Consider the following 21,388-nt stretch of genomic DNA (forward strand, 5'->3'; position numbering starts at 1 on the left):
TTAAAAGCGTAAATGTCTTAAATGGTCAGAAAAGAAAATGGACAAAAGTTCTTATAAACAGGTTCATTCAAAAATTTCTGTCCAAAAAGTCTACAAGCGATGCGCTTTCTACATCATTTTACACATGAGAAAAATGGAGTGGAAACGAGCTTGTAACAGTTAAGTTTCGCTGGTTCGGTCATCCGGACTATTTCAAAAACGTTTTGCCGGAGACTCGATGAATATGAGTCAAACAAAACTGACAATGGAAAATATTTCAATAGCGGCACATGCAAGCGGGAATATGCGCGCCCATTCCACCTATAGTTCGTTGGCAAAACCTATTTTCATCGGCAGACAGTATTTTTCGACTTCCGAAGGGCTTTCAAAGCTTCTTATCGGCTCTACGATACGTGTCGCCTGCAGGATTTTCTATAATGTCAAACAAAATGCTTATCGATGCCTCCCACCCGGAGGAAACGCGAGTTGTCGTTGTTCGCGGTAATCGTATTGAAGAATTCGATTTCGAATCCGAACACAAAAAGCTGTTAAAGGGGAATATTTATCTAGCCCGTGTAACAAGGGTAGAGCCGTCGCTGCAAGCAGCTTTTGTGGAATATGGCGGCAATCGTCATGGTTTTCTCGCGTTTTCCGAAATCCACCCAGATTATTATCAAATTCCTGTTGCTGACAGGCAAGCTCTGTTAGAGGAAGAAGAAAAAGCGGCTCTCGTTGACGAAGAAGAAGATCAGGAAAGCGAGAAAACTTCCAAAAACAACCGTCGAAAAAAAGTTAAATCGGCACCAGCAAATGTCGAAAATGAAACGACCGCCGAGGCGGCCGATGATGAAGATGACGTAGAGCAAGCCGTAGAAGACACTGAAGATAGTGTAGAGCTCGTCGGTGCTGAAGATGCATTGGAAGAGGTGCCAACTCGCGAACGTTCGCCTCGTCGCCAATATAAGATTCAGGAAGTCATCAAACGTCGCCAAATTCTTCTTGTTCAGGTTGTAAAAGAAGAGCGTGGCAACAAGGGCGCTGCTATGACAACCTATCTGTCTCTTGCGGGCCGATATTCCGTACTTATGCCGAATACAGCGCGTGGAGGCGGTATTTCCCGTAAAATTACCAATATTCAGGATCGCAAACGCCTCAAGGAAGTTGTCAAAGATCTTCACGTTCCAAAAGGCATGGGCGTAATTTTACGCACTGCCGGTGCAAATCGCACAAAAGCTGAAATCAAGCGTGATTATGAATATTTGATGCGTCTTTGGGAAAATGTCCGTGCGCTGACGCTTGAATCAGTGGCACCTTGTCTTGTTTATGAAGAAGGTAGCCTCATCAAGCGGTCCATCCGCGATCTCTATAACAAAGACATTAGCGAGATACTGGTTTCAGGCGAGCAAGGCTACCGTGAAGCCAAAGATTTTATGCGTATGTTAATGCCCAGTCATGCAAAAGTTGTGCAGCCATATCGTGAGCAGTTGCCAATTTTTGCGCATAACGGCATTGAAGGCCAACTTGACGCAATGCTTCAACCTGAAGTTACACTGAAATCCGGCGGATACCTCGTCATAAACCAAACCGAGGCTCTTGTTGCGATCGACGTGAACTCGGGTCGCTCGACCAAAGAACATTCCATTGAAGAGACTGCCTGCCAAACCAATCTTGAGGCAGCAGAAGAAGTGGCCAGACAATTGCGATTACGCGATCTTGCCGGTCTTGTTGTCATTGATTTCATTGATATGGAAGAAAAACGCAATAACCGACTGGTCGAGAAAAAACTCAAAGATTGTCTGAAAGACGATCGAGCACGCATACAGGTCGGACGTATTTCGCATTTTGGGCTTATGGAAATGAGCAGGCAGCGTATTCGCGCTTCCGTTCTGGAAAGCACGATGCAGCCCTGCCCGCACTGTAACGGGACGGGTTATATACGCTCCGACTCTTCGTTAGCGCTCCATGTTCTGCGTTCAATCGAGGAATATCTTTTGCGTAACCCGCATTTCAACATCATTGTGCGGACATCGGTTGCAACTGCGTTATATGTGCTCAACCACAAACGACAAGCTTTATCGGATTTGGAAAATCGTTTCGGTCTCACAATCAACATTGAGGCTGATGACGAAGTTGGCGCACAAAATCTGGCTATCTATAAAGGTACAGCCGCAGAAGGAACTCCTGCTATTATTCCTCAGTTGCCACCCGTTGAGGAGACTGAAGAAGACGACATTGCCGAAGATGAAGTTGTTGCAGAGACAGACAACGAAACGAAAGACGACAATAATAACGAGAACAATCAAAGACGCAGAAGGCGTAACCGCGGTAGATCAAACGACCGCAATGAAGAAAAGCCTCAACGTGTCCGTAATGATGATGAAGTTGTACATGGCGAGGAAGACAACAGACGTCGGCGCCGTCGCGGCCGTCGTGGCGGCCGCCGCTATCGTGATAACGATTTCGAACGCCGTAGAATTCCCTATGCTGAACCGGTAGGTGATTTTGCTGAACGCGCATTGGCCGAAGTCATTGCTGCAAGGCGCCAACGCCGTGTTCCTCATGCAGAACCGGTCGGTTTCTCAGCAACGGAAATTGCGGTTCAGGTCACGCCCGTTGCGATAAAAGAGCAGCAGGAACCAGAAACTTCTTCGGAACCGGAAGTTTCTAACGAAGAACAAAAGATAGAGCAAAAAAAGCCCGCAAAAACTCGCAAGAGACGGACGAAAAAAGCTTCTACCGAGGAAGACAAAGCAGTTTCCGAAACGAATGTGGACACAAATGTCGAAAGTACAGAAGTTGAGAAACCGGCAAAACCTGCTTCACGTGGACGCAAGCGGAAAACAAAAACGGCAGAAAAAACAATTGAAACCGGTTCGGATGATACAGAAAATGTTGTAACTTCGACAGAAATTGATATGCCGCAAGAAGCTGAAAAACCCGCTAAAAAGACTACAAGGCGCTCACGGAAAGCTAAAGTCGAAGAACAATCAAACGAAACGGCGAGTGGAAATGCAGCGGTCAAAGCGGAAAAACCGGCAAGAAAATCTACGCGTAAAACAACCCGGGTAAAAACAACAACAGCAAAAAATAACGAAACGGCTACGACAGAACCGGTCGTGACATCTTCAGATGAAAATGAAGATAAAAAACCGAAACGCGTCGGTTGGTGGCAAAGAAAAGGATTTTTTTGATACCTTGAAAAATGAAATTCTTCAAATTTAATGTCGAGCCCCAAAATGCAAAAAATATTTGCGTTTGGGGCTTTTATGTAATTATCAAAACCCGCTCGCACCGGCAATCAGCGCTCTGGTCTTCATTCCTGCATTTGTAGTCTATCAATTTTCGCCAATATGCCCTTCCGCCCATCAGGCTATTTTATTAAAAGTTTTTAGCCAAATTCCTTGAATCATTATCATTGGACCTAAACGCACAGATACACTTCGTCATACTCCTTTTGCCTTTTGACGCGTTGAGATGAGTAGTTTGAATTCCGAGTGTAACAGCTAGCGAAATTTTCGAGATAAAAAACACTCCTAATCAAATCTGAACAAGAGTCGGTCTGACTAATCCCAGCCCTAGCGGTTATGTCATACGCCATTCGGTTTTTACAAAGGTCGAATGGTTTCCAACATGTTTCGATTTCAAAAATCGGTGCGTTTATTGAAAATAAAATTATTAAACGGGAAATATATTGGTGCACCCGAAGAGATTCGAACTCTTGACCTCTGCCTTCGGAGGGCAGCGCTCTATCCAGCTGAGCTACGGGTGCAAACCGGAATTGAATAAAATTCAATTTAATTGTGCGTTTTCTAGCCGATCACAATGAATGGTTCAATGGTGAAAAATGCTTTTTGCATTCAATAAACGGAAAAATAAAATAAAATGAGAAAAAGGATTTCTTCTTAACGGATCCATCGGGACGCCTCCGCGTGTCCAATTAAGTCTTATCCATCATTCCAGCTTTTGCTTTTTAAAAACTCATGAATTTTTAAGGGCGGGCGAATTGCTTACAACAAGCAATACGTCCATCAGTAGCCTACCACGCACGAGGCTCGATTAATAACGGCCAATTTTGAAGCCTGTTTGGGTTCGGAATAATGTCAACAACAAAAGAAATTAGCAGCGTCGCGAAATTATGATAGGGTAAATATAGAGCGGATTGACAACAGCGGAAAAAATCATAGTTCAAACGCCATTTTTATTGCCTCAACGCGCCGGCACTTACATCAATTCGGATTTTTTTTGCAGAGCTTGTTAAAATGTTCCTGCTGAATACCAAGTGAAATCACGAAAAACAAAATTGATTGGCTTTTTTGGATTTCATCTTTTGCATTGTGTAAAAAATCTGTAGTCGACCGGCTAAAAAACCTCGCCTTTCCAAGCCGCAGAAATACCTCACTATTTATGAGGGGTTTATCAAAATTTCCGATATTCCGTTCAATAATAACTTTTTAATCGTTACACCAGCACGTTGCTGCTTTGCCCTGATGAAAAATCATCGGTAAATTCGGAAGTTACGTTCTTCGTAAGTAACAAAATAAAAGAAGACCAATTCTCCTACTCGGCTATTTTCTCAATTCGTCTTGAGCGTCCTTCAGCTCTTGTTTTGCCTTCTCCAACTTCTCTTTCTTACGGGCTATTTTTTTCTGATCGCCTTTAGCTTTGGCGTCCTCAAGTTCCCCTTCCCTTTCAGAGACCTTCTTCATTTTTTCTTCTATTTTTTGTTTACGCTCGGATACAAGTTTTTCGTCATCGCAATTTTTGATATTGTCTTGAAGTGCCTTCTCTAATCCTTTTATTTGACCATTGTTATTATATTTTCGGGCATATTCTAGTTGTGTTTCGATGCGATGTTTTTTAGCGGCACAACCTTTCAATGTCGATTCTGCATAGGCAGATGAAAAAGAAAAAAAAGCGATAGGTAAAATCAAACAAAGCGTCTTTTTCATGAATACACCTTCCACAATAACTGGTCCGAATACCTTGCACGACCGGATGTTTCATCGGACATTGATTAACACCTGCCATTATTCATGATCTTTGTCAGCAAAAATCTTCAATGATTGAAAAAAGCCGTGTTAGAGATTAGATATTGGATGTTTTATTTTTAACGTCGGATAATAGCGTGCGAACTTCCAATTCATATACTTCAAAAAGCGGTTCCCCTGAAAAGCAGGATGACTTTGCAGATAAGTCTATCGAGCGGTTTCATTTCATTGCTTCCAAGACCGAACAAGCTCGAAATTCTTTACAAGCACTGACCGACCGTTATGGGCAATCGACTGTTGATGAAGCTGATGTCATTGTTGTTCTTGGTGGCGACGGAACGATGCTTGAAGTTCTTCATAACTTTATGAATTCCGGTAAACCGATTTATGGTATGAATCGCGGGTCCGTCGGTTTTCTTATGAATGAATATCGAATAGCCAATTTGCCACAACGTATAGCCAAGGCACATAAGGAAGACATTAAGCCGCTTCGAATGATTGCAGATTCCACCTGTGAAGGCCATGTCGAAGCATTGGCAATCAATGAAGTATCGCTTTTTCGTCAATCCTATCAGGCTGCAAAAATCAAGATAAGTATAGATGATAAAGTAAGGATGGAGGAGCTCAATTGTGACGGGGTGATGGTTGCGACCCCTGCTGGCTCGACTGCTTATAACCTTTCTGCACAAGGGCCTATTTTGCCGCTTCTTGCACCGTTATTGGCACTGACACCTGTCAGCCCGTTCCGCCCCAGACGTTGGCATGGTGCTTTATTGCCGAATTCGGTTACCGTCCGCTTTGATATGCTCGAATTGGATAAGCGTCCCGTGAATGCTGCGGCAGATAACGTTGAAGTAAAATCTGTAAGTTCAGTCATTATTTCCTTGGCGCACGGCGTAAAAGCCTCCATTTTATTTGATTCCAACCATTCATGGGATGAACGTATATTGTCTGAACAATTCCGTTATTAAGAGCAATATAGGTGAAAATACCTATCAAAAGACGGTTTTTGTTGACTTTTTTGTCAATGCACCTTAACGCCTTTATGAGTGGTGAAAATTGGCTGACTTGTCCTGACCATAGTCATAAAAGTTGGGCGAAATAGAGAAAGAGTGATAGCGCCTTTGACCAGTTTCAGTGATTTGGGCCTTTCTGAAAAGGTTCTCAAAGCAGTAAAATCCGTTGGATACAAAGAACCGACACCAATTCAACTTGGAGCCATCCCTCACGTGTTGAAGCGTGAAGATGTGTTGGGTATTGCCCAAACCGGCACCGGAAAGACGGCGTCTTTTGTGCTCCCCATGCTGACATTACTCGAAAAAGGACGTGCTAGGGCGCGGATGCCGCGAACGCTCATCCTTGAGCCGACGCGGGAACTTGCCGCACAAGTCAAGGAAAATTTCGATCAATATGGTGTCAATCATCACTTGAGTGTGGCACTACTCATTGGCGGTGTCTCATTTGACGATCAGGATCGCAACCTTGACCGCGGTGCGGATGTTTTGATTGCTACCCCTGGACGTCTTCTTGATCATTTTGAACGTGGCAAACTATTGCTGACAGGCGTCGAAATTCTGGTCATAGACGAAGCAGACCGGATGCTTGATATGGGCTTTATTCCTGATATCGAGCATATTTGTAAGCTTATTCCGTTTACTCGCCAAACGTTGTTTTTCTCTGCAACAATGGCACCGGAAATTACAAAATTGACCGAACAGTTCTTACATAATCCGGTCAGGATTGAAATTGCCAAAGCTTCTTCGACTGCAACCACTATTACGCAAAAGCTTGTTGCTTCCGGCCGAAAGCCGTGGGAAAAGCGTGCCGTATTACGTGAAGTCATTCATAACGAGGGCGATGACTTAAAGAACGCGATCATATTTTGTAACCGGAAAAAAGATATTTCGGAACTCTTCCGCTCGCTTGAGCGGCACAATTTCAGCGTCGGTGCGCTTCACGGGGATATGGATCAGCGTTCCCGCATGACAATGCTTGCAAATTTCAAAGACGGGAAAATCGCTTTACTGGTTGCATCGGATGTTGCGGCCCGCGGTCTTGATATTCCGGATGTAAGTCACGTTTTTAATTACGATGTCCCCACTCATGCGGAAGATTACGTACATCGTATCGGACGCACCGGTCGTGCCGGAAAATCAGGTAGAGCTTTTACGATTGTTACGACGGCAGATAAAAAATATGTCGATGCTATCGAGAAAATGAGCAACCAGAAAATCGATTGGTATAATGGAGATCTTTCTTCGCTTCGACGTGACGCAGCAGAAGATGATACAAAACCTCAAGGAACGAATACAAAATCTTCATCTTCTCGATCCGGAAACAGTGACAAGAAGCTTGCAGCATCTTCGGATAGCAAACAAGTTCGTAAAAACCTTGGGAACGCGCCTGCCGACAAAACAAAGAACAAAGACTCGGAAGGTCAGCGTCCTTCTGCTGTTGCCGATCGTTCGTTAGAACCTCAAAAGAAATATCAGGACAAATATGCCAAGGAACAGCCATCACCAAAAGGCTTTGGAAATGACGTCCCTGCTTTTATGCTGATTGATACGAGAGGCTAACTCCTGAAGATCATCGCCGGTTCATTCATCGAAAGTTCATGGGATAACTCAGCGGTGTCGCAATAGCTAATCGCCAGTCAGACGGGTAAAACATAGGGCAACGTTCGCATTTTTTTATAAACAAAGGCAGGACACCATTTTTCGACCTGCCTTTTTTAGCAATTGATCAATGAATAAAAATTCACGATTGCAAACGCTGAAGAACCTTGGATCTACCCAAAAGCGGCAATAATGCTGCCATTTCGGGCCCATGATCGAGCCCGGTCAAGGCCTGACGCAAGGGCATAAAAAGTGCCCTACCCTTTCGGCCGGTCGCTTTTTTCAATGCGTCGGTCCAGACTTTCCAGCTTACCTCATCAAATTCACCCTCCGGCAATAATTTAGCAGATTGCCGGACGTAATCCCGGTCTTCAGCTGGAACGGGTTTGAAGGCTTCATCTTTTTCCAGTCTGCACCACCAATCTTTGGTGTCGTTGACTTTATCGATATTGCCTCTTACCGCATACCAGAATGGTGACGCATCCTTTCCCTTGATTCCCAACTTATCCAGCCGGTCTTTTACTTCGTCAAATTCAAGCGTATGCACAATATGCTTGTTTAGCGTCAACAAATCGGCCGGATCGAATTTTGCAGAAGACTTTGATGCGGATGCAAGATCAAAATGTTGAAGGAGCTCTTGTTGATTCCGGCATGCTGTCACATTTTCCGAAGTACCTATCAACACGGCGAGCGATTCGACAGCCATAGGTTCGAAACCTTCTTCTCGCAACGAACGTATAGACAAATCACCTTTACGCTTTGAGAGCCCCTCACCCGAAATCGTCGTGAGAAGATTGATATGGCCGAATGTCGGTGCTTTCGCACCAAGAGCCTCGAAAATCGCAATTTGTACACCGGTATTGGTGACATGGTCGTCGCCGCGGATAATATGGGTGATTCCCATGTCAATATCATCAACTACAGACGGTAATGTATAAAGGTAACTTCCATCCTCGCGAATAAGAATCGGATCCGACATTGAGGCAAGATCAATTGTTTGAGGCCCGCGCACCACATCGTCCCAATGGACTTCCGTACGTTTTGTTTTGAACGGATCAGTATCAAAATTGGGAAGCTTGAAGCGCCAATGGGGCTTACGTCCTTCCGATTCAAAAGCTTTAACTTCCTCCGGCGTAAGTTTTAAAGATTCACGTCCATAAATCGGAGGAAGTTTACGTGACAGCCGAATTTTACGTCGTCTTTCAAGTTCGTCCTGCGTTTCATAACAAGGATAAAGCAGACCTTGTTGTTTCAAATTTTTGACCACGTCATTATAGCGGTCAAATCTTTTGGATTGATAATAGATCTCGTCCGGTTTGATCATCAACCAATCAAGATCAACACCTATTCCATCAATATATTCCTGCTTGGACCGTTCGATATCTGTGTCATCGAAACGTAGAACGTATTTGCCTCTTTTTGCTTTGGCAAACAACCAATTGAACAAGGCAATTCTCGTATTTCCGATGTGTATGTAACCTGTTGGTGATGGTGCGAAACGAACTTTTATCATAAATATAACTCAATTTTTATCGCGGAAACGATTAGTAATAGGATAGCGGCGATCACGACCGAAATTCTTGTGACTGATTTTCACACCAGGGGCCGATTGGCGTCTTTTATATTCGGATACATAAAGAAGATGTTCAACCTTTTGGACCAAATCCCTTGGATGTCCACGTTTAACGATCTCCGAAATACTCATCTCTTCATCAACAAGACAACGCAAAATATCATCCAGTACCGGATATGGCGGAAGTGAATCTTCGTCTTTTTGGTTTTCACGCAATTCAGCCGTAGGAGCCTTATCTATGATATTTTGAGGGATAACCGCTGCTTTCGGCCCCAAGCCATTTGCAGGAAAATGATTATTGCGCCAGTTTGAAAGCCCATAAACCTGCATTTTATAGATATCTTTTATCGGATTGAACCCGCCATTCATATCACCGTAAAGCGTAGCGTAGCCGACAGACATTTCGGATTTATTTCCGGTTGTAACAACCATTGCGCCAAATTTGTTGGATATAGCCATCAAAATGGTGCCGCGTGCGCGACTTTGCAAGTTTTCTTCTGTAGTGTCAGCTGCAGTTCCTTGAAAGAGCGGCTTCAAGGCTTGTTCGAACCCTTCGACAGGTTTCGCAATAGGCACCGTGTCATATCGACAGCCAAGCAATTTTGCACATTCTTCCGCATCTTTTATAGACTGAGAAGACGTATAATTATAGGGAAGCATGATAGCATGTACCCGTTCCGGTCCGAGTGCATCCGTTGCGATAGCAGCGCATAAGGCTGAATCGATGCCGCCCGAAAGGCCTAGCACCACGCTTTTAAAACGATTTTTATTGACATAATCGCCAAATCCCAAGACACAAGCCTGATAGTCGGCTGCGGTCTCATGAAGCAACTTTTCTTGCGGACCTGAAACACAAGACCATTTTCCGTTCTGTTTCTGCCAATGGCTGAATGCCAACTCGCTTTGGAAATGTTTCATTTGAAAAGCGGGTGCGCCGTTTGCATTAAGTGCAAAAGATCCACCGTCAAAAACAAGTTCATCCTGACCGCCTACTTCATTTGCATAAACAATCGGTAAAGATGATTTCAGCACTTGTTTTTTAACAACTTCATATCTCAATTCCGGTTTTTCACGATCATAAGGAGAACCGTTGGGAACAAGTATAATTTCGGCCCCGTTTTCGGCAAGTCGTGCTGCAACTTCGTCGTCATTCCAGATATCTTCGCAGATTGGCAAACCGATCTTAACCCCGCGAAACTCTACCGGTTTCGGACGAGGCCCCGCCGAAAAAACACGCTTTTCATCAAATTCGCTATAATTCGGAAGATCGAATTTCAAGCATTCCGCAACGACCTTTCCAGCGTCAAGCACAACAGCCGCGTTGTAGATCCGGCCTTTCCGACATATTGGTACACCGACGATAATGCCGCTCCCCGTGGTCGTCGCCATGGCAAGTTTAGTCAATGCATTTTCACAAGTTTCAATGAAAGAAGGCTTTAAAACCAGATCTTCCGGAGGATAACCGCTGATAAAAAGCTCGGTGAAAAGCAGAAGATCGGCGCCCTCTACACTTGCCCGTTCATGTGCACGTAAGGCAAGATTCAAATTGCCTTCTATGTCGCCAACAACAGGATTAAATTGTGCCACAGCGAGCGTCAGATCATTTTCTATCAGCTTTTTGGTCATGTTCCTGATTTAACCTGTCACGGTTCTACTTGCAACGTCATATATTAAATGAAAAACAACGTTTTTAAAATGACAGCTATCCATATACATATCGTTAAAACTATAGATAGAAGCACTGCCAATGAGCCTGCATCCTTGGCAATTTTGATATCTTCCCTATAATCGCGAGTAACAGCATTGCAACAAGCTTCGATAGCTGTATTAAGCACTTCTACAATAATAACAAAAAGGATAGATCCGATCAGCAGAAGAAAGTTTCCCCAATCTTTTGTTACGAAAAACGCAACCGGAATAGAAATGACAAAAAAAGCGGCTTCTTGAATAACCGCCTTTTCATGCGTCAATAAATATTCAAGCGCATGAAGGGAATTCAGAAATGCTTTGAATATTCTCTCCATGCGCTCACCATTCAGTTTTAAAAACTGCTTTCACTCTCAATTATGAGTGGAAGCTTGTTTTGTCTCGGCATCCCGTTCTTTCTTCAATAATTCTGCAACAAGAAATGCTAATTCAAGAGCCTGATCGGCATTCAGTCTCGGGTCACAATGTGTATGATAACGATCAGAAAGGTGATCAGCCGAAATAGCGTGCGCTCCGCCTGTACATTCGGTCACATCGCGACCGGTCATTTCGATATGGATACCACCAGGATATGTTCCTTCAGCATGGTGAACAGCAAAGAAATTTTCAACTTCTTTCAGTATCCGTTCGAACGGACGAGTTTTGTAACCGTTCGCCGTTATTGTGTTCCCATGCATAGGATCACATGACCAAACCACTTTTTTACCTTCGCGTTCGACAGCGCGAATAAGTTGTGGCAAGTGTTCTTCAACTTTATCATACCCGAACCGTGCAATCAGGGTGAGTCTTCCCGGCTCGTTTTCGGGATTAAGAATATCGATCAGCTTCAATAGATCATCAGGGTCAAGTGATGGTCCGCATTTCAGACCGATCGGATTTTTGATGCCCCGACAATATTCGACATGGGCATAATCGGCTTGACGGGTCCGATCTCCAATCCAGAGCATATGTCCCGACGTTGCATACCAATCGCCGGATGTTGAATCAACACGGGTCAAAGCCTCTTCGTAGCCGAGAAGAAGTCCTTCATGGCTTGTATAGAATGATGTTTCGCGTAACGAAGGATTTGTTTTGGCTGTTATACCGATCGCCCTCATAAAATCCATGGTTTCGGAAATACGTTGTGCAAGCTTACTATAGCGTTCACCCTGCGGGCTATTGGCAATAAAGCCCAACATCCATTTGTGAACATTGTCGAGATTGGCATAACCGCCTTGCGCAAAAGCACGCAACAAATTCAATGTTGCAGCCGATTGCCTGTAGACTTCTGACATACGTTGCGGATCGGGAGTACGGGATTCTGCATTGAATTCTATCCCATTGATAATATCGCCGCGATATGACGGCAGCGTTACACCATTCTTTGTTTCCGTATCAGAAGACCGCGGCTTTGCAAACTGGCCGGCAATGCGTCCCACTTTCACAACCGGCTTCGAGGCGCCGAATGTCAAAGCAATTGCCATTTGTAAAAAGACACGGAAGAAATCGCGGATATTATCCGCTTCATGTTCTGCGAAGCTTTCCGCACAATCACCGCCCTGCAACAGAAATGCCTTACCTTCTGCAACTTGAGCCAGTTCATGTTTCAGATTACGTGCTTCACCGGCAAATACCAAAGGTGGATAACGGCGCAGTTCGCCCTCGACATGAGCCAACGCGACAGGATCGGGATAGGTCGGTACCTGCTTGATCGGTTTTGATCTCCAAGATGCAGGCGTCCAGTTTTTAGTCATTATTATCTCACTTCACAGTATAAAATACAGTTCCGGTGCTTAGTTCATGCAGAACAATGGTCATTCGGCATGAAATTCACCCAACCGGTTCTGATATAAACAGAAATGCTATTCAAAGCCAAGTTGCTGCTTTCAAACACGACACAATAAATGTGCTTGAAAAATTATACAACTTTCGGCCCATGAATTTCATATTTTAATTCAACTTTTTCCCATTTTCATAGACATAACTCGGCTGATACATGGTGACCAGTTCTTCCGAAGCAGTCGGGTGAAGTGCCATGGTTCTATCAAACACATCTTTTGTCAATTTGCCTTTCAGCGAAACGCCGAGAAGTTGAGCCATTTCGGCGGCACCGTGACCTAATATGTGCGCCCCCACAACAATCCGGGACTCGCCATCGACAATAAGCTTTGTGAGCATTTTTTCACTGTTTCCCGAAAGCGTATTGCGCATCGGCCTGAAAAGAGCCCGATAGACTTCAACGCGTTGAAATTTCTTTACCGCGTCTTCTTCGGTCACCCCTACCGTGCCAATTTCCGGCTGAGAGAATACAGCCGTTGCAATCAGTTCATGATCAGGTGCAACAGGATTATTTTTGAAGACTGTTTCGATAAAACACATCGCTTCATGGATAGCGACCGGGGTCAATTGTATACGATCTGTTACATCGCCCACCGCCCAGATATTATCTGCTGTGGTTTTCATAAATTTGTCAACAATAACCGCCTGACGGGAATTGCAGTTCACTCCGGCTTTGTCGAGATTTAGCCCTTCAGTATTGGGTGAACGCCCCAAAGCCAACATCACTTTGCCTGCCTTCAATATCTCACCGGAGTTCAGTTTTACACTGAACGCGTCACCTTGTTTTTCCACGCTCTCGATTGTTGAATTATAGATGATGCGAATACCTTTTTCCTGCATGGCATCATTCAACAATTGTCGCAAATCGGCATCAAACTTACGCAAGATAAGATCGCCACGATAAACGAGCGTCGTATTCACACCGAGTCCATGAAAAATATTGGCAAATTCGACCGCAATATACCCCCCGCCAGCAATTACAATCGATTCCGGCAATTCATCAAGATTGAAAGCCTCGTTCGAGCTGATACAGAATTCATGTCCGACGATCTCCGGATGACTCGCAACATGTCCACCTGTTGCGATAAGTATTTTGTCCGCCGTTACATGCTCGCCGGTTTTTTCGATCTTCAATGTGTGTCCGTCAACGAAAACAACGCGACTTTCAAACACTTTAACATGATTATTATCAAGACCCTTCCGATATAGTCCCTCGAGTCTTGATATTTCGTTATTTTTTGCGTCCAGAAGTTTTTTCCAATCGAACCGAACCTTATCAACGCTCCAGCCAAATCCTTTGCTATCCTTGAATTCTTCAGAATATTGAGACGCATAAACAAAAAGCTTCTTGGGCACGCAACCGCGAATGACACAGGTCCCGCCCATTCTGTATTCTTCAGCAATAGCCACTTTTTTTCCGAGGGCTCCTGCCAAGCGCGCTGCACGAACGCCACCCGAACCACCACCTATTACAAATAAATCAAAATCATATGATGACACAGGCTGTTCCTTTCGCTTTAACTTCTCAGACACTTATTTTAACCGTTCAAACTTCAATATGGTGAAAGCCTACCTGAATTTTAAGCCAATAAAACGTGATCCGCTTTCAACAATTGAAGGAATACTCGAATTTAAAAATTTTGCAAAAAAAATGGCGGCTCACTATGCCGCCATTTTTAGAAATCACCAAAACGTTATTATTGTGCAGGAACCGGTGCTTTCGGTTTTGCACTTGAAGGCGCTGCCGGTGCGGCCGGAGCAGCATGCTTTTGAGGGCCAACCTTTTGTGCCATTGCTTTACCAACGTTTGTTGCCAGGTCCTGGGCAACTCCCTGACGCCATACATCATAGGCCGAAAGGATATCACGCGCAGCAACCGGACCTTCTGTCAGCAGTTTTTTACCGGTTTCCGATGAATAGAAAGCGGTAATCTGGTCAAGTTCGGCCTGAGAGAAGTGCTTGGCGTATGCACGTGCAGCTTCTTTTTCAAGATCAGCGCGACGTTTAACCAAGGCCATTGCCTGTTCGTCGACGGTATCAGAAATGACATTCGCAAGATTAGGATCTTTGCGCATCAATTCGTCCTTAAGATCACGAGCCGTACTTGGCAAAAATTCGTCAAATTGGTCGGTTGCGTGGATTGCTGCAATTGCTTTTTGAGCTGATTGCAACTGGGCATCGCTAATATCATCAGCATAGGCCATATTGACGCCCATACTAAAAATTGCGACTGTTCCCAAGGTTGCAGCAAGGCGGCGGATGGAAAATGCCGTGTTCATTCAGTGATTACTCCATAATTGTGGTCAATTATTCTTAGCCCTTTTTGTCGTCAAGAATATACCGATAAAAAGACATTTACTCTAAAAATCCGACGGTTCCAAAACTTTTATTTCACCATTAGCCATAGCAACCACCGATTTCTTTGCCAAATTCAAAAACAAACCGTGTTCGACGACACCCGGTATCGAAAAAAGTGCTTCGGAAAGTCTTTCTGGATCAGAAATGCGGCCAAATGATGCATCAAGAATAAAATGTCCGCCATCGGTCACAAAAGTTTTGCCGTCTCTAACGCGTAGCTTAATATTCGCCGGAAGCTCAAGACGGTCTGCTACTTTTATAATTGCTTCTTTAGTTGCTTCAAGTCCGAAAGGATTAATCTCGATCGGCAGAGGAAAAGCGCCAAGTGTTTTCACCAACTTCGAGCTGTCGGCAATAACCAACATTTGTGAAGAGGCAAATGCCACAATCTTCTCTCTGAGCAATGCCCCACCACCGCCTTTAATAAGGGCAAGATGAGGGTCGATTTCATCAGCGCCGTCAATATCGAGATCAAGATGAGGTGTTTCATCAAATGTGGCAACAGGTATTCCAAGGTCACGACACAATTTTTCGGAGCGTTTCGAGGTTGCAACGCCGGTAATGTGCAATCCAGCTTTGACACGCTCTGCTAGAAGACGGATAAATTCATTGGCAGTAGACCCCGTACCAATTCCTAATTTCATCCCGTCTTCGACAAATTCGACAGCTTTCGCTGCGGCGGCTTTTTTTAACTCCAATGAATCCATCGTGATCTGTTTTCCAAGAAAAATGTTCCTACCTCTTACGTGTTGGCTAATAAATTGCAATTGTCATATGCGTAAAAACCGACATTTTTACCAGAATTATAGCTTTATACCCCGATTTTATAGTTGATAAAAAATATCTAGTTTCAGGTTGATTTTCGATTTAAAGCTTCATATGTTTGTCATGTTTTATATGAGTCGTATGGATTAATTGCATTTGGTTGTCGATAATGATTGTTTGTTCGTGTAACGTGATAACTCAATCAGAGATCGAAGACGTTATCAATTCTCTGTTGGAAGAGGATTGTTGGCAATTGATTGTTCCCGGAAAAATTTATAAGGTTCTTGCCAAGCGCGGCAAATGTTGCTGTTGCTTTCCGAATATACTTGAAACCATTATTCGGGTATCGGAAAACTATTACCGCCTACATAATCGGGACGAGGCTGAAATTATCTCCTATCTTGATCGTGTGCGCGCATTGCGATTGAAATATAGGAGAATAGGTCAACATGAAAGGTCACGAAAAGGTCATAGAGCGGCTTAATCAAGCACTCTTTCTGGAACTCGGGGCAGTCAATCAATACTGGATTCATTATCGCCTGACTGAAGATTGGGGATATACGAAACTGGCCAATAAGGAACGTGAGGAATCCATTGAAGAAATGGGACACGTTGACAAGCTGGTAAAACGTATCGTTTTTCTTGAAGGTCACCCCAATCTACAAACGCTTGCACCTTTGCGCATCGGGCAGAATATCAAGGAAGTTCTTGAGTGCGACTTGGCCGGTGAATACGAGGCAAGAGAAGCTTACCGTGTTGCCCGTGAGCTTTGTGCTGAACTTTCCGACCATATTTCGAAAAAATTGTTTGACGAATTGTTGGAAGACGAAGAAGGGCATATCGATTTTCTGGAAACACAACTTGCTCTTCTCAATAAGATCGGCGAAGAAAAATATGGCCAGCTCAATGCCGGATCGGCAGAGCATGCAGAAGCCAAAGAATAACTTTTTATTTCGTGAGCCAGAGCGGGAACCGCAATCCTGCGCTGGCTATTTTATTTTCTAATATTTTAATTTTGTGTATGAATTTAAGTTTCGCAGATATTTTGAAGACAGGTTTTTACCTTTTCATCTAAAGATACCGAGATTAGAAATTTTAAAATATTGACTTCTAACATCTGAAAATACATGCAGGCTGATATTTGATCCGATGAGTAAAAACTCAAGCTGCAATTTGCATTCTTAATATTGAATTCTGCGTGTGAACTTTCGTCGTTTCTCACATGACACATTGTTAACGGAAATTGAGGCCTTGATTACCTCGTCACGTGAATAAACCTGAAATGCGATTTACATAATCGCCGCTATGGCATTCGTCGCATTTTATGCGAATTAACACAGGTTCGCATGACTAATCAAAGAGTTATATAGCAAGACACATCAATTGAATTCAATTCGATTTTTTTTAATGCTCATTTTAAAGCTTGCAAATATCTTCGATGTTCGTTCCATGGACGTGACGATCCGGATTTTATCGACGATATAATTCTCCCATCCTCGGTTACCAGTATACTTCCCTTCCATGCCAACAGACTTTCATTGATAATTTTTTGTCTCGGATGACAATTGGCTATATGGATATTGGGTGACAACACGATAATATCGCCATCCGGACAAGAAAGATCACCATTCACCTGTTTTTCAATAACAGCTACTTTCAAACCATTGGTCTTTTGCGCCACACAAATGCCGTTATCGCAGAGAAATTGCCCGTCTCTTTGCTGACCGGCTTCGGCAGGGCCGACGATTTGGTCTAATTGAAAGGAACGCATCCAGACTGTCGCAGTAAATTGTGTGGGTTTATTATCAGTTATATAAAGTGTTCTATCACTCACCAACCCGATTGCTCCCTTATCTTCGGAGATAAGCAGAAAAGGCGTTTTTTGAACCGCGATAGAAAATACCCCCATTGAGAAGAAAATTATTGAGCATAGACACCATCTCGTTTTGCAAAATAAGAGGATAACAAGCCCGAGCGAGAAAAAAATCAACGCGATAGGAGGCATCAAGCCAGGATTAATGTCTGGAGAAATAGCGGCAACATCATAAGCAATTTTCTCGACTATTTTGACCCCTGCCCCCATAATTTGCAATGGCCACCATTCGAGACCAAAAGGCATCGCCAATACCGCCACCAAGGCAAAAGGCATGACGACTAAGGACATTACAGGAAATGCCAAAGCATTACTGATAATGCCAAGCGGAGCCGTATTTGAAAAATGGTAGGCAGAAAAAATTCCGCTTGCAAGTCCAGCAACAAGGGAAGCAACTGCCGTCGAGATAACGGGAAACAAAATGACGCGGATAATTCCAGCGCCAAAAAACATCGGTGTAGTTTGCGAATGGGATTTGTGCCTCCTGCTCCACCAACCGAACACAGCTACCAGAGCGGCAGTTGCTGAAAACGACATCTGGAAGCTTGGTCCCAACACTTCATGGGGAACCACAACCAAAGTGATAATTGCCGCGATAGCAAGATTACGCATGGTGATTGCTGAACGGTCAAAAATGATTGCAATGAGCATAACGGCAACCATTACAAAACTGCGTTGTGCGGCCACGTCCGAACCGGACAATAAGAGATAGAAGGCAGATACGGCCAATGCAGCTGCGGCAGCGATTTTCTTCGATTGATAAAGTGAAGCAAATGACGGGAATAACGCAAGCATTGTTCGGATAACAATCAACACCATGGCGGCGACCATTGCCAAGTGCAAACCGGAAATTGACAATATATGGGATAGTCCTGCCACACGTAACGCATTGTTGGTTTGCGGAAGAATTCCGCCCCTTTGACCGGTAATAAGCGCAGAAGCGATGCTACCTGTTTCCCCGCTTATTGCATCGGTTATTCTTGTCGTCATCGCCAGACGCAGACGCGAAACAGCAAGAGAAAAACGCTCTGTCAACGAAGACGGCTGTTCAATGCGGATTTTTGTGGTTTTCCCAACAAAATATCCTTGTGCACCGATTGATTGAAAATAATTGGCAAAGCTGAAATCATAGCTGTCAGGACGAATTGGCCCCGACGATGCGCGCAATTTTGCTCGGCCTTCGATGCCGTCTCCAGGTTCCAATATGATATTGTTTATCGAGGCGCTCAATTTCACCCGATCCGGAGCGTAATTCAAATGTGGCTTTTCCGTCGACAACAAATCGACAACAAGAACAGATTTCCCTTTTGTTGCTTTTTCAATCGAAACGACGCGGCCTTTGATTGTTGTGGAAATATCGCTGCCAAGCATTGGGGTGGCGGTTCGCCATGTTTCTACCTTTGAACAAAAAGCACCAAGGAAAATACAGGTCACCAAACCTGTCGAATAGAAGACCAGTCTATAATGGCGCGATAAAATAAGAAGACCAGTCATCAAACCGCAATAGGCTGAGATTCTTAAACCGTCAGGTTCATAATCAAGGGTAAAATAAATCACCGCACCAATGGTCATGAAGACGGGGATTAATAAAAACAATAATCCTTGTTCAAACTCGAAAACAAATGACGCGTGGGCGTTAAAAAATAGATCGGAGAGTTTTTTGTAAAACCGTTTTATCCCTGTTCTATAAGGATCGATAAATGGTATATCATCCGGCAGACTCACAACATGCCGTTCGAGCGGACTGTAAAGCTGCGCAGCAGACGTCGTCTTGAAATTTCTGGATTGGCTGATCAACCCTTGCGCTTTTGATTTGCTTTCTAATGCATTTCTCTGCTTTATAATTCTATCTGTCCCCGTTGGCATGGCTAGCGCATGAAAATGAGTCTATGCTAATGGTTCGACGCCATGCTGACAATGGAATACTTGTAGAAATCTGGAGACATTATGTCCACGCCCGTAGTTACACGTTTCGCCCCTTCACCAACCGGTTTTCTCCATATCGGGGGGGCACGTACCGCTCTTTTTAACTGGCTTTATGCCAAACACACTGGCGGCAAAATGCTGCTGCGCATTGAAGACACTGATCGCGAAAGATCAACAAAAGCAGCAGTCGATGCCATCATTGACGGATTAAAATGGTTAGGATTGACATGGGATGGTGACCCCATTTCCCAATTTTCACGTGTTGATCGCCACCGTGAGGTTGCGGAAGAACTTGTCAAGAAAGGTCAGGCTTATTATTGCTATGCAACGCCGGCAGAATTGACTGAAATGCGCGAAAAAGCGCGCGCTGAAGGAAAGCCGCCGCGTTATAACGGTATATGGCGAGATCGCGACCCTTCCGAAGCTCCAAAAGGTGTGAAACCGGTTATCCGTATCAAAGCCCCGCAGCAAGGAGAAACGGTTGTTCATGACCGTGTTCAAGGGGATGTTCATTTCCCGAATAAAGATCTGGACGATTTTATTATTCTCCGTTCGGATGGAACCCCCACTTATATGCTTGCCGTTGTCGTCGATGATCATGACATGGGAGTCACCCATGTCATTCGTGGCGATGACCACTTGACCAATGCAGCTCGCCAAACAATCCTTTTCAAGGCTATGGGGTGGGATGTTCCTGTTATGGCCCATATTCCGCTTATCCACGGCGCAGACGGTGCAAAACTTTCAAAGCGGCACGGCGCCCTTGGCGTTGATGCCTATCGGGCTATGGGGTATTTACCTATTGCATTGCGGAATTATCTTGTCCGCCTCGGCTGGAGCCATGGCGACGACGAAATCATGTCGACAGAAGATATGATCTCTTGGTTTGATATTGACGACATCAATAAGGGTGCAGCACGGTTTGATTTTAAAAAGCTTGAAGCGATCAATGGTCAATATATGCGCATGAGCGATGATAAAGAGCTTTTCGACGCAGCACTCTCTATTCTGCCTGAAATTGAAGGTGGCAAAGAAGTTTTAGCAAAACTTGATGAGAAAAATCGTGCTGAATTCCTGAAGGCAATGCCGGAACTGAAAGAGCGCGCAAAAACCCTTGTCGAGCTTATTGATAATGCAGCGTTCATTTTTGCCAAACGGCCATTGAAGCTTGATGAAAAGGCCGCAAATCTTTTGAATGAAGACGGTAAAGCCGTTTTAAAAGCTCTGTATCCGACCCTTGAAAATTGTACCGACTGGAACAAGGAACAGCTTGATAAAATCATCAGACAGTATGCCGAAGATGCCCAACTAAAGCTTGGCAAAGTTGCCCAACCGTTACGCGCGGCATTAACGGGCAGAGCAGTCTCACCCGGTGTTTTTGACGTTCTCGTTATTCTCGGACGTCAAGAGTCGCTCGGGCGAATTCATGACCAGATTGATTGAAAAACGCAGCTGAATAAGCCTGCCTGAGAATTTCGATTAGGTGCCACAGCTTTTTCTGAATAAGCTGTGGCATTTTTTATCAAAAAAGTTTGAATGCCGGCGAACTCTCTTCAACAAGACTACCTGTCAACCGCAATACTTTCCTGCTTGATCACGTCAGTACGTTTGAATCACACAAGCCTGAATCACACAAGATTGACACCGGTAACGCAAAAATAGACAACTTAACGATTGCAAGACTGTGCTTTTCGGATAATCTGGAAAACAACACAGGCATTGGACATGAGCCGCAGTCATTACCTGTAATGTGAACGCGGTACCTCATCGTTTGTGGGGTGGAGGG

Annotated in this window: 15 protein-coding genes and 1 tRNA gene; 6 read left to right on the top strand and 10 right to left on the bottom strand. The window is 44.3% G+C overall.

All coding sequences use genetic code 11. From position 1 onward, the window contains the following. Positions 1–416: 416 nt before the first annotated feature. Positions 417–3,170 carry a ribonuclease E/G gene (locus tag H3V12_RS03400; RefSeq protein ID WP_198212801.1) on the top strand — a complete coding sequence of 918 codons (2,754 nt, stop codon included), beginning with the start codon at positions 417–419 and terminating at the stop codon, positions 3,168–3,170. Positions 3,171–3,671: 501 nt separating this feature from the next. On the opposite strand, the gene H3V12_RS03405 is transcribed toward H3V12_RS03400, so the two are convergent. Together H3V12_RS03405 and H3V12_RS03410 are read right to left on the bottom strand one after the other, a co-directional pair. Further along, positions 3,672–3,748 (bottom strand) — tRNA-Arg (locus H3V12_RS03405). A gap of 796 nt (positions 3,749–4,544) precedes the next feature. Further along, on the bottom strand, positions 4,545–4,928 hold the full coding sequence (locus H3V12_RS03410) for a DUF1090 domain-containing protein (RefSeq protein ID WP_198212803.1): 384 nt from the start codon (positions 4,926–4,928) through the stop codon (positions 4,545–4,547). A 248-nt stretch (positions 4,929–5,176) separates the two neighbouring features. Here H3V12_RS03410 and H3V12_RS03415 point away from each other — a divergent pair, with 248 nt between their 5' ends. Next, positions 5,177–5,938: an NAD kinase gene (locus tag H3V12_RS03415; RefSeq protein WP_075870883.1), complete on the top strand. Its 762-nt coding sequence runs from the start codon at positions 5,177–5,179 to the stop codon at positions 5,936–5,938. Between the two features lie 141 nt (positions 5,939–6,079). Continuing rightward, entirely contained in the window at positions 6,080–7,543 is a 1,464-nt protein-coding gene (locus tag H3V12_RS03420; protein ID WP_198212805.1) for a DEAD/DEAH box helicase, read from the top strand. 181 nt (positions 7,544–7,724) lie between these two features. On the opposite strand, the gene gltX (H3V12_RS03425) is transcribed toward H3V12_RS03420, so the two are convergent. The 7 genes from gltX (H3V12_RS03425) to rpiA form a co-directional block, all read right to left on the bottom strand. Continuing rightward, entirely contained in the window at positions 7,725–9,095 is a 1,371-nt protein-coding gene (gene gltX, locus H3V12_RS03425; protein WP_198212807.1) for a glutamate--tRNA ligase, read from the bottom strand. Between the two features lie 9 nt (positions 9,096–9,104). Continuing rightward, the gene (locus H3V12_RS03430; RefSeq protein ID WP_198212809.1) at positions 9,105–10,781 is read right to left on the bottom strand and encodes an NAD+ synthase; all 1,677 of its coding nucleotides are present in this window, start codon (positions 10,779–10,781) and stop codon (positions 9,105–9,107) included. A 44-nt stretch (positions 10,782–10,825) separates the two neighbouring features. Beyond that, positions 10,826–11,179: a diacylglycerol kinase gene (locus H3V12_RS03435; protein ID WP_075870743.1), complete on the bottom strand. Its 354-nt coding sequence runs from the start codon at positions 11,177–11,179 to the stop codon at positions 10,826–10,828. Positions 11,180–11,215: 36 nt separating this feature from the next. Beyond that, entirely contained in the window at positions 11,216–12,595 is a 1,380-nt protein-coding gene (locus H3V12_RS03440) for a 3-deoxy-7-phosphoheptulonate synthase class II (RefSeq protein WP_075914398.1), read from the bottom strand. A gap of 196 nt (positions 12,596–12,791) precedes the next feature. Beyond that, positions 12,792–14,180: a glutathione-disulfide reductase gene (gor, locus tag H3V12_RS03445; RefSeq protein ID WP_198212811.1), complete on the bottom strand. Its 1,389-nt coding sequence runs from the start codon at positions 14,178–14,180 to the stop codon at positions 12,792–12,794. Between the two features lie 197 nt (positions 14,181–14,377). After that, positions 14,378–14,959, bottom strand: a complete 582-nt coding sequence (locus H3V12_RS03450) for a DUF2059 domain-containing protein (RefSeq protein WP_075870745.1) — start codon at positions 14,957–14,959, stop codon at positions 14,378–14,380. A gap of 81 nt (positions 14,960–15,040) precedes the next feature. After that, entirely contained in the window at positions 15,041–15,745 is a 705-nt protein-coding gene (rpiA, locus tag H3V12_RS03455) for a ribose-5-phosphate isomerase RpiA (RefSeq protein ID WP_198212813.1), read from the bottom strand. A 227-nt stretch (positions 15,746–15,972) separates the two neighbouring features. On the opposite strand from rpiA, the gene H3V12_RS03460 reads away from it, so the two are divergent. After that, on the top strand, positions 15,973–16,287 hold the full coding sequence (locus tag H3V12_RS03460; RefSeq protein WP_198212815.1) for a (2Fe-2S)-binding protein: 315 nt from the start codon (positions 15,973–15,975) through the stop codon (positions 16,285–16,287). Further along, a complete protein-coding gene (gene bfr, locus H3V12_RS03465; protein ID WP_075870748.1) occupies positions 16,253–16,747 on the top strand; it encodes a bacterioferritin in 495 nt (164 codons plus the stop codon). Before H3V12_RS03460 ends, bfr begins: the two co-directional genes overlap by 35 nt. 467 nt (positions 16,748–17,214) lie before the next feature. Here bfr and H3V12_RS03470 read toward each other — a convergent pair whose 3' ends face one another. Further along, the gene (locus tag H3V12_RS03470) at positions 17,215–19,542 is read right to left on the bottom strand and encodes a ComEC/Rec2 family competence protein (protein ID WP_198212823.1); all 2,328 of its coding nucleotides are present in this window, start codon (positions 19,540–19,542) and stop codon (positions 17,215–17,217) included. A gap of 81 nt (positions 19,543–19,623) precedes the next feature. Here H3V12_RS03470 and gltX (H3V12_RS03475) point away from each other — a divergent pair, with 81 nt between their 5' ends. Further along, entirely contained in the window at positions 19,624–21,045 is a 1,422-nt protein-coding gene (gltX, locus tag H3V12_RS03475; protein WP_198212825.1) for a glutamate--tRNA ligase, read from the top strand. Positions 21,046–21,388: the final 343 nt, after the last annotated feature.

Origin of the sequence: Bartonella sp. W8167 (assembly GCF_016100335.1) — a bacterium.
Lineage (GTDB): Bacteria > Pseudomonadota > Alphaproteobacteria > Rhizobiales > Rhizobiaceae > Bartonella > Bartonella apis.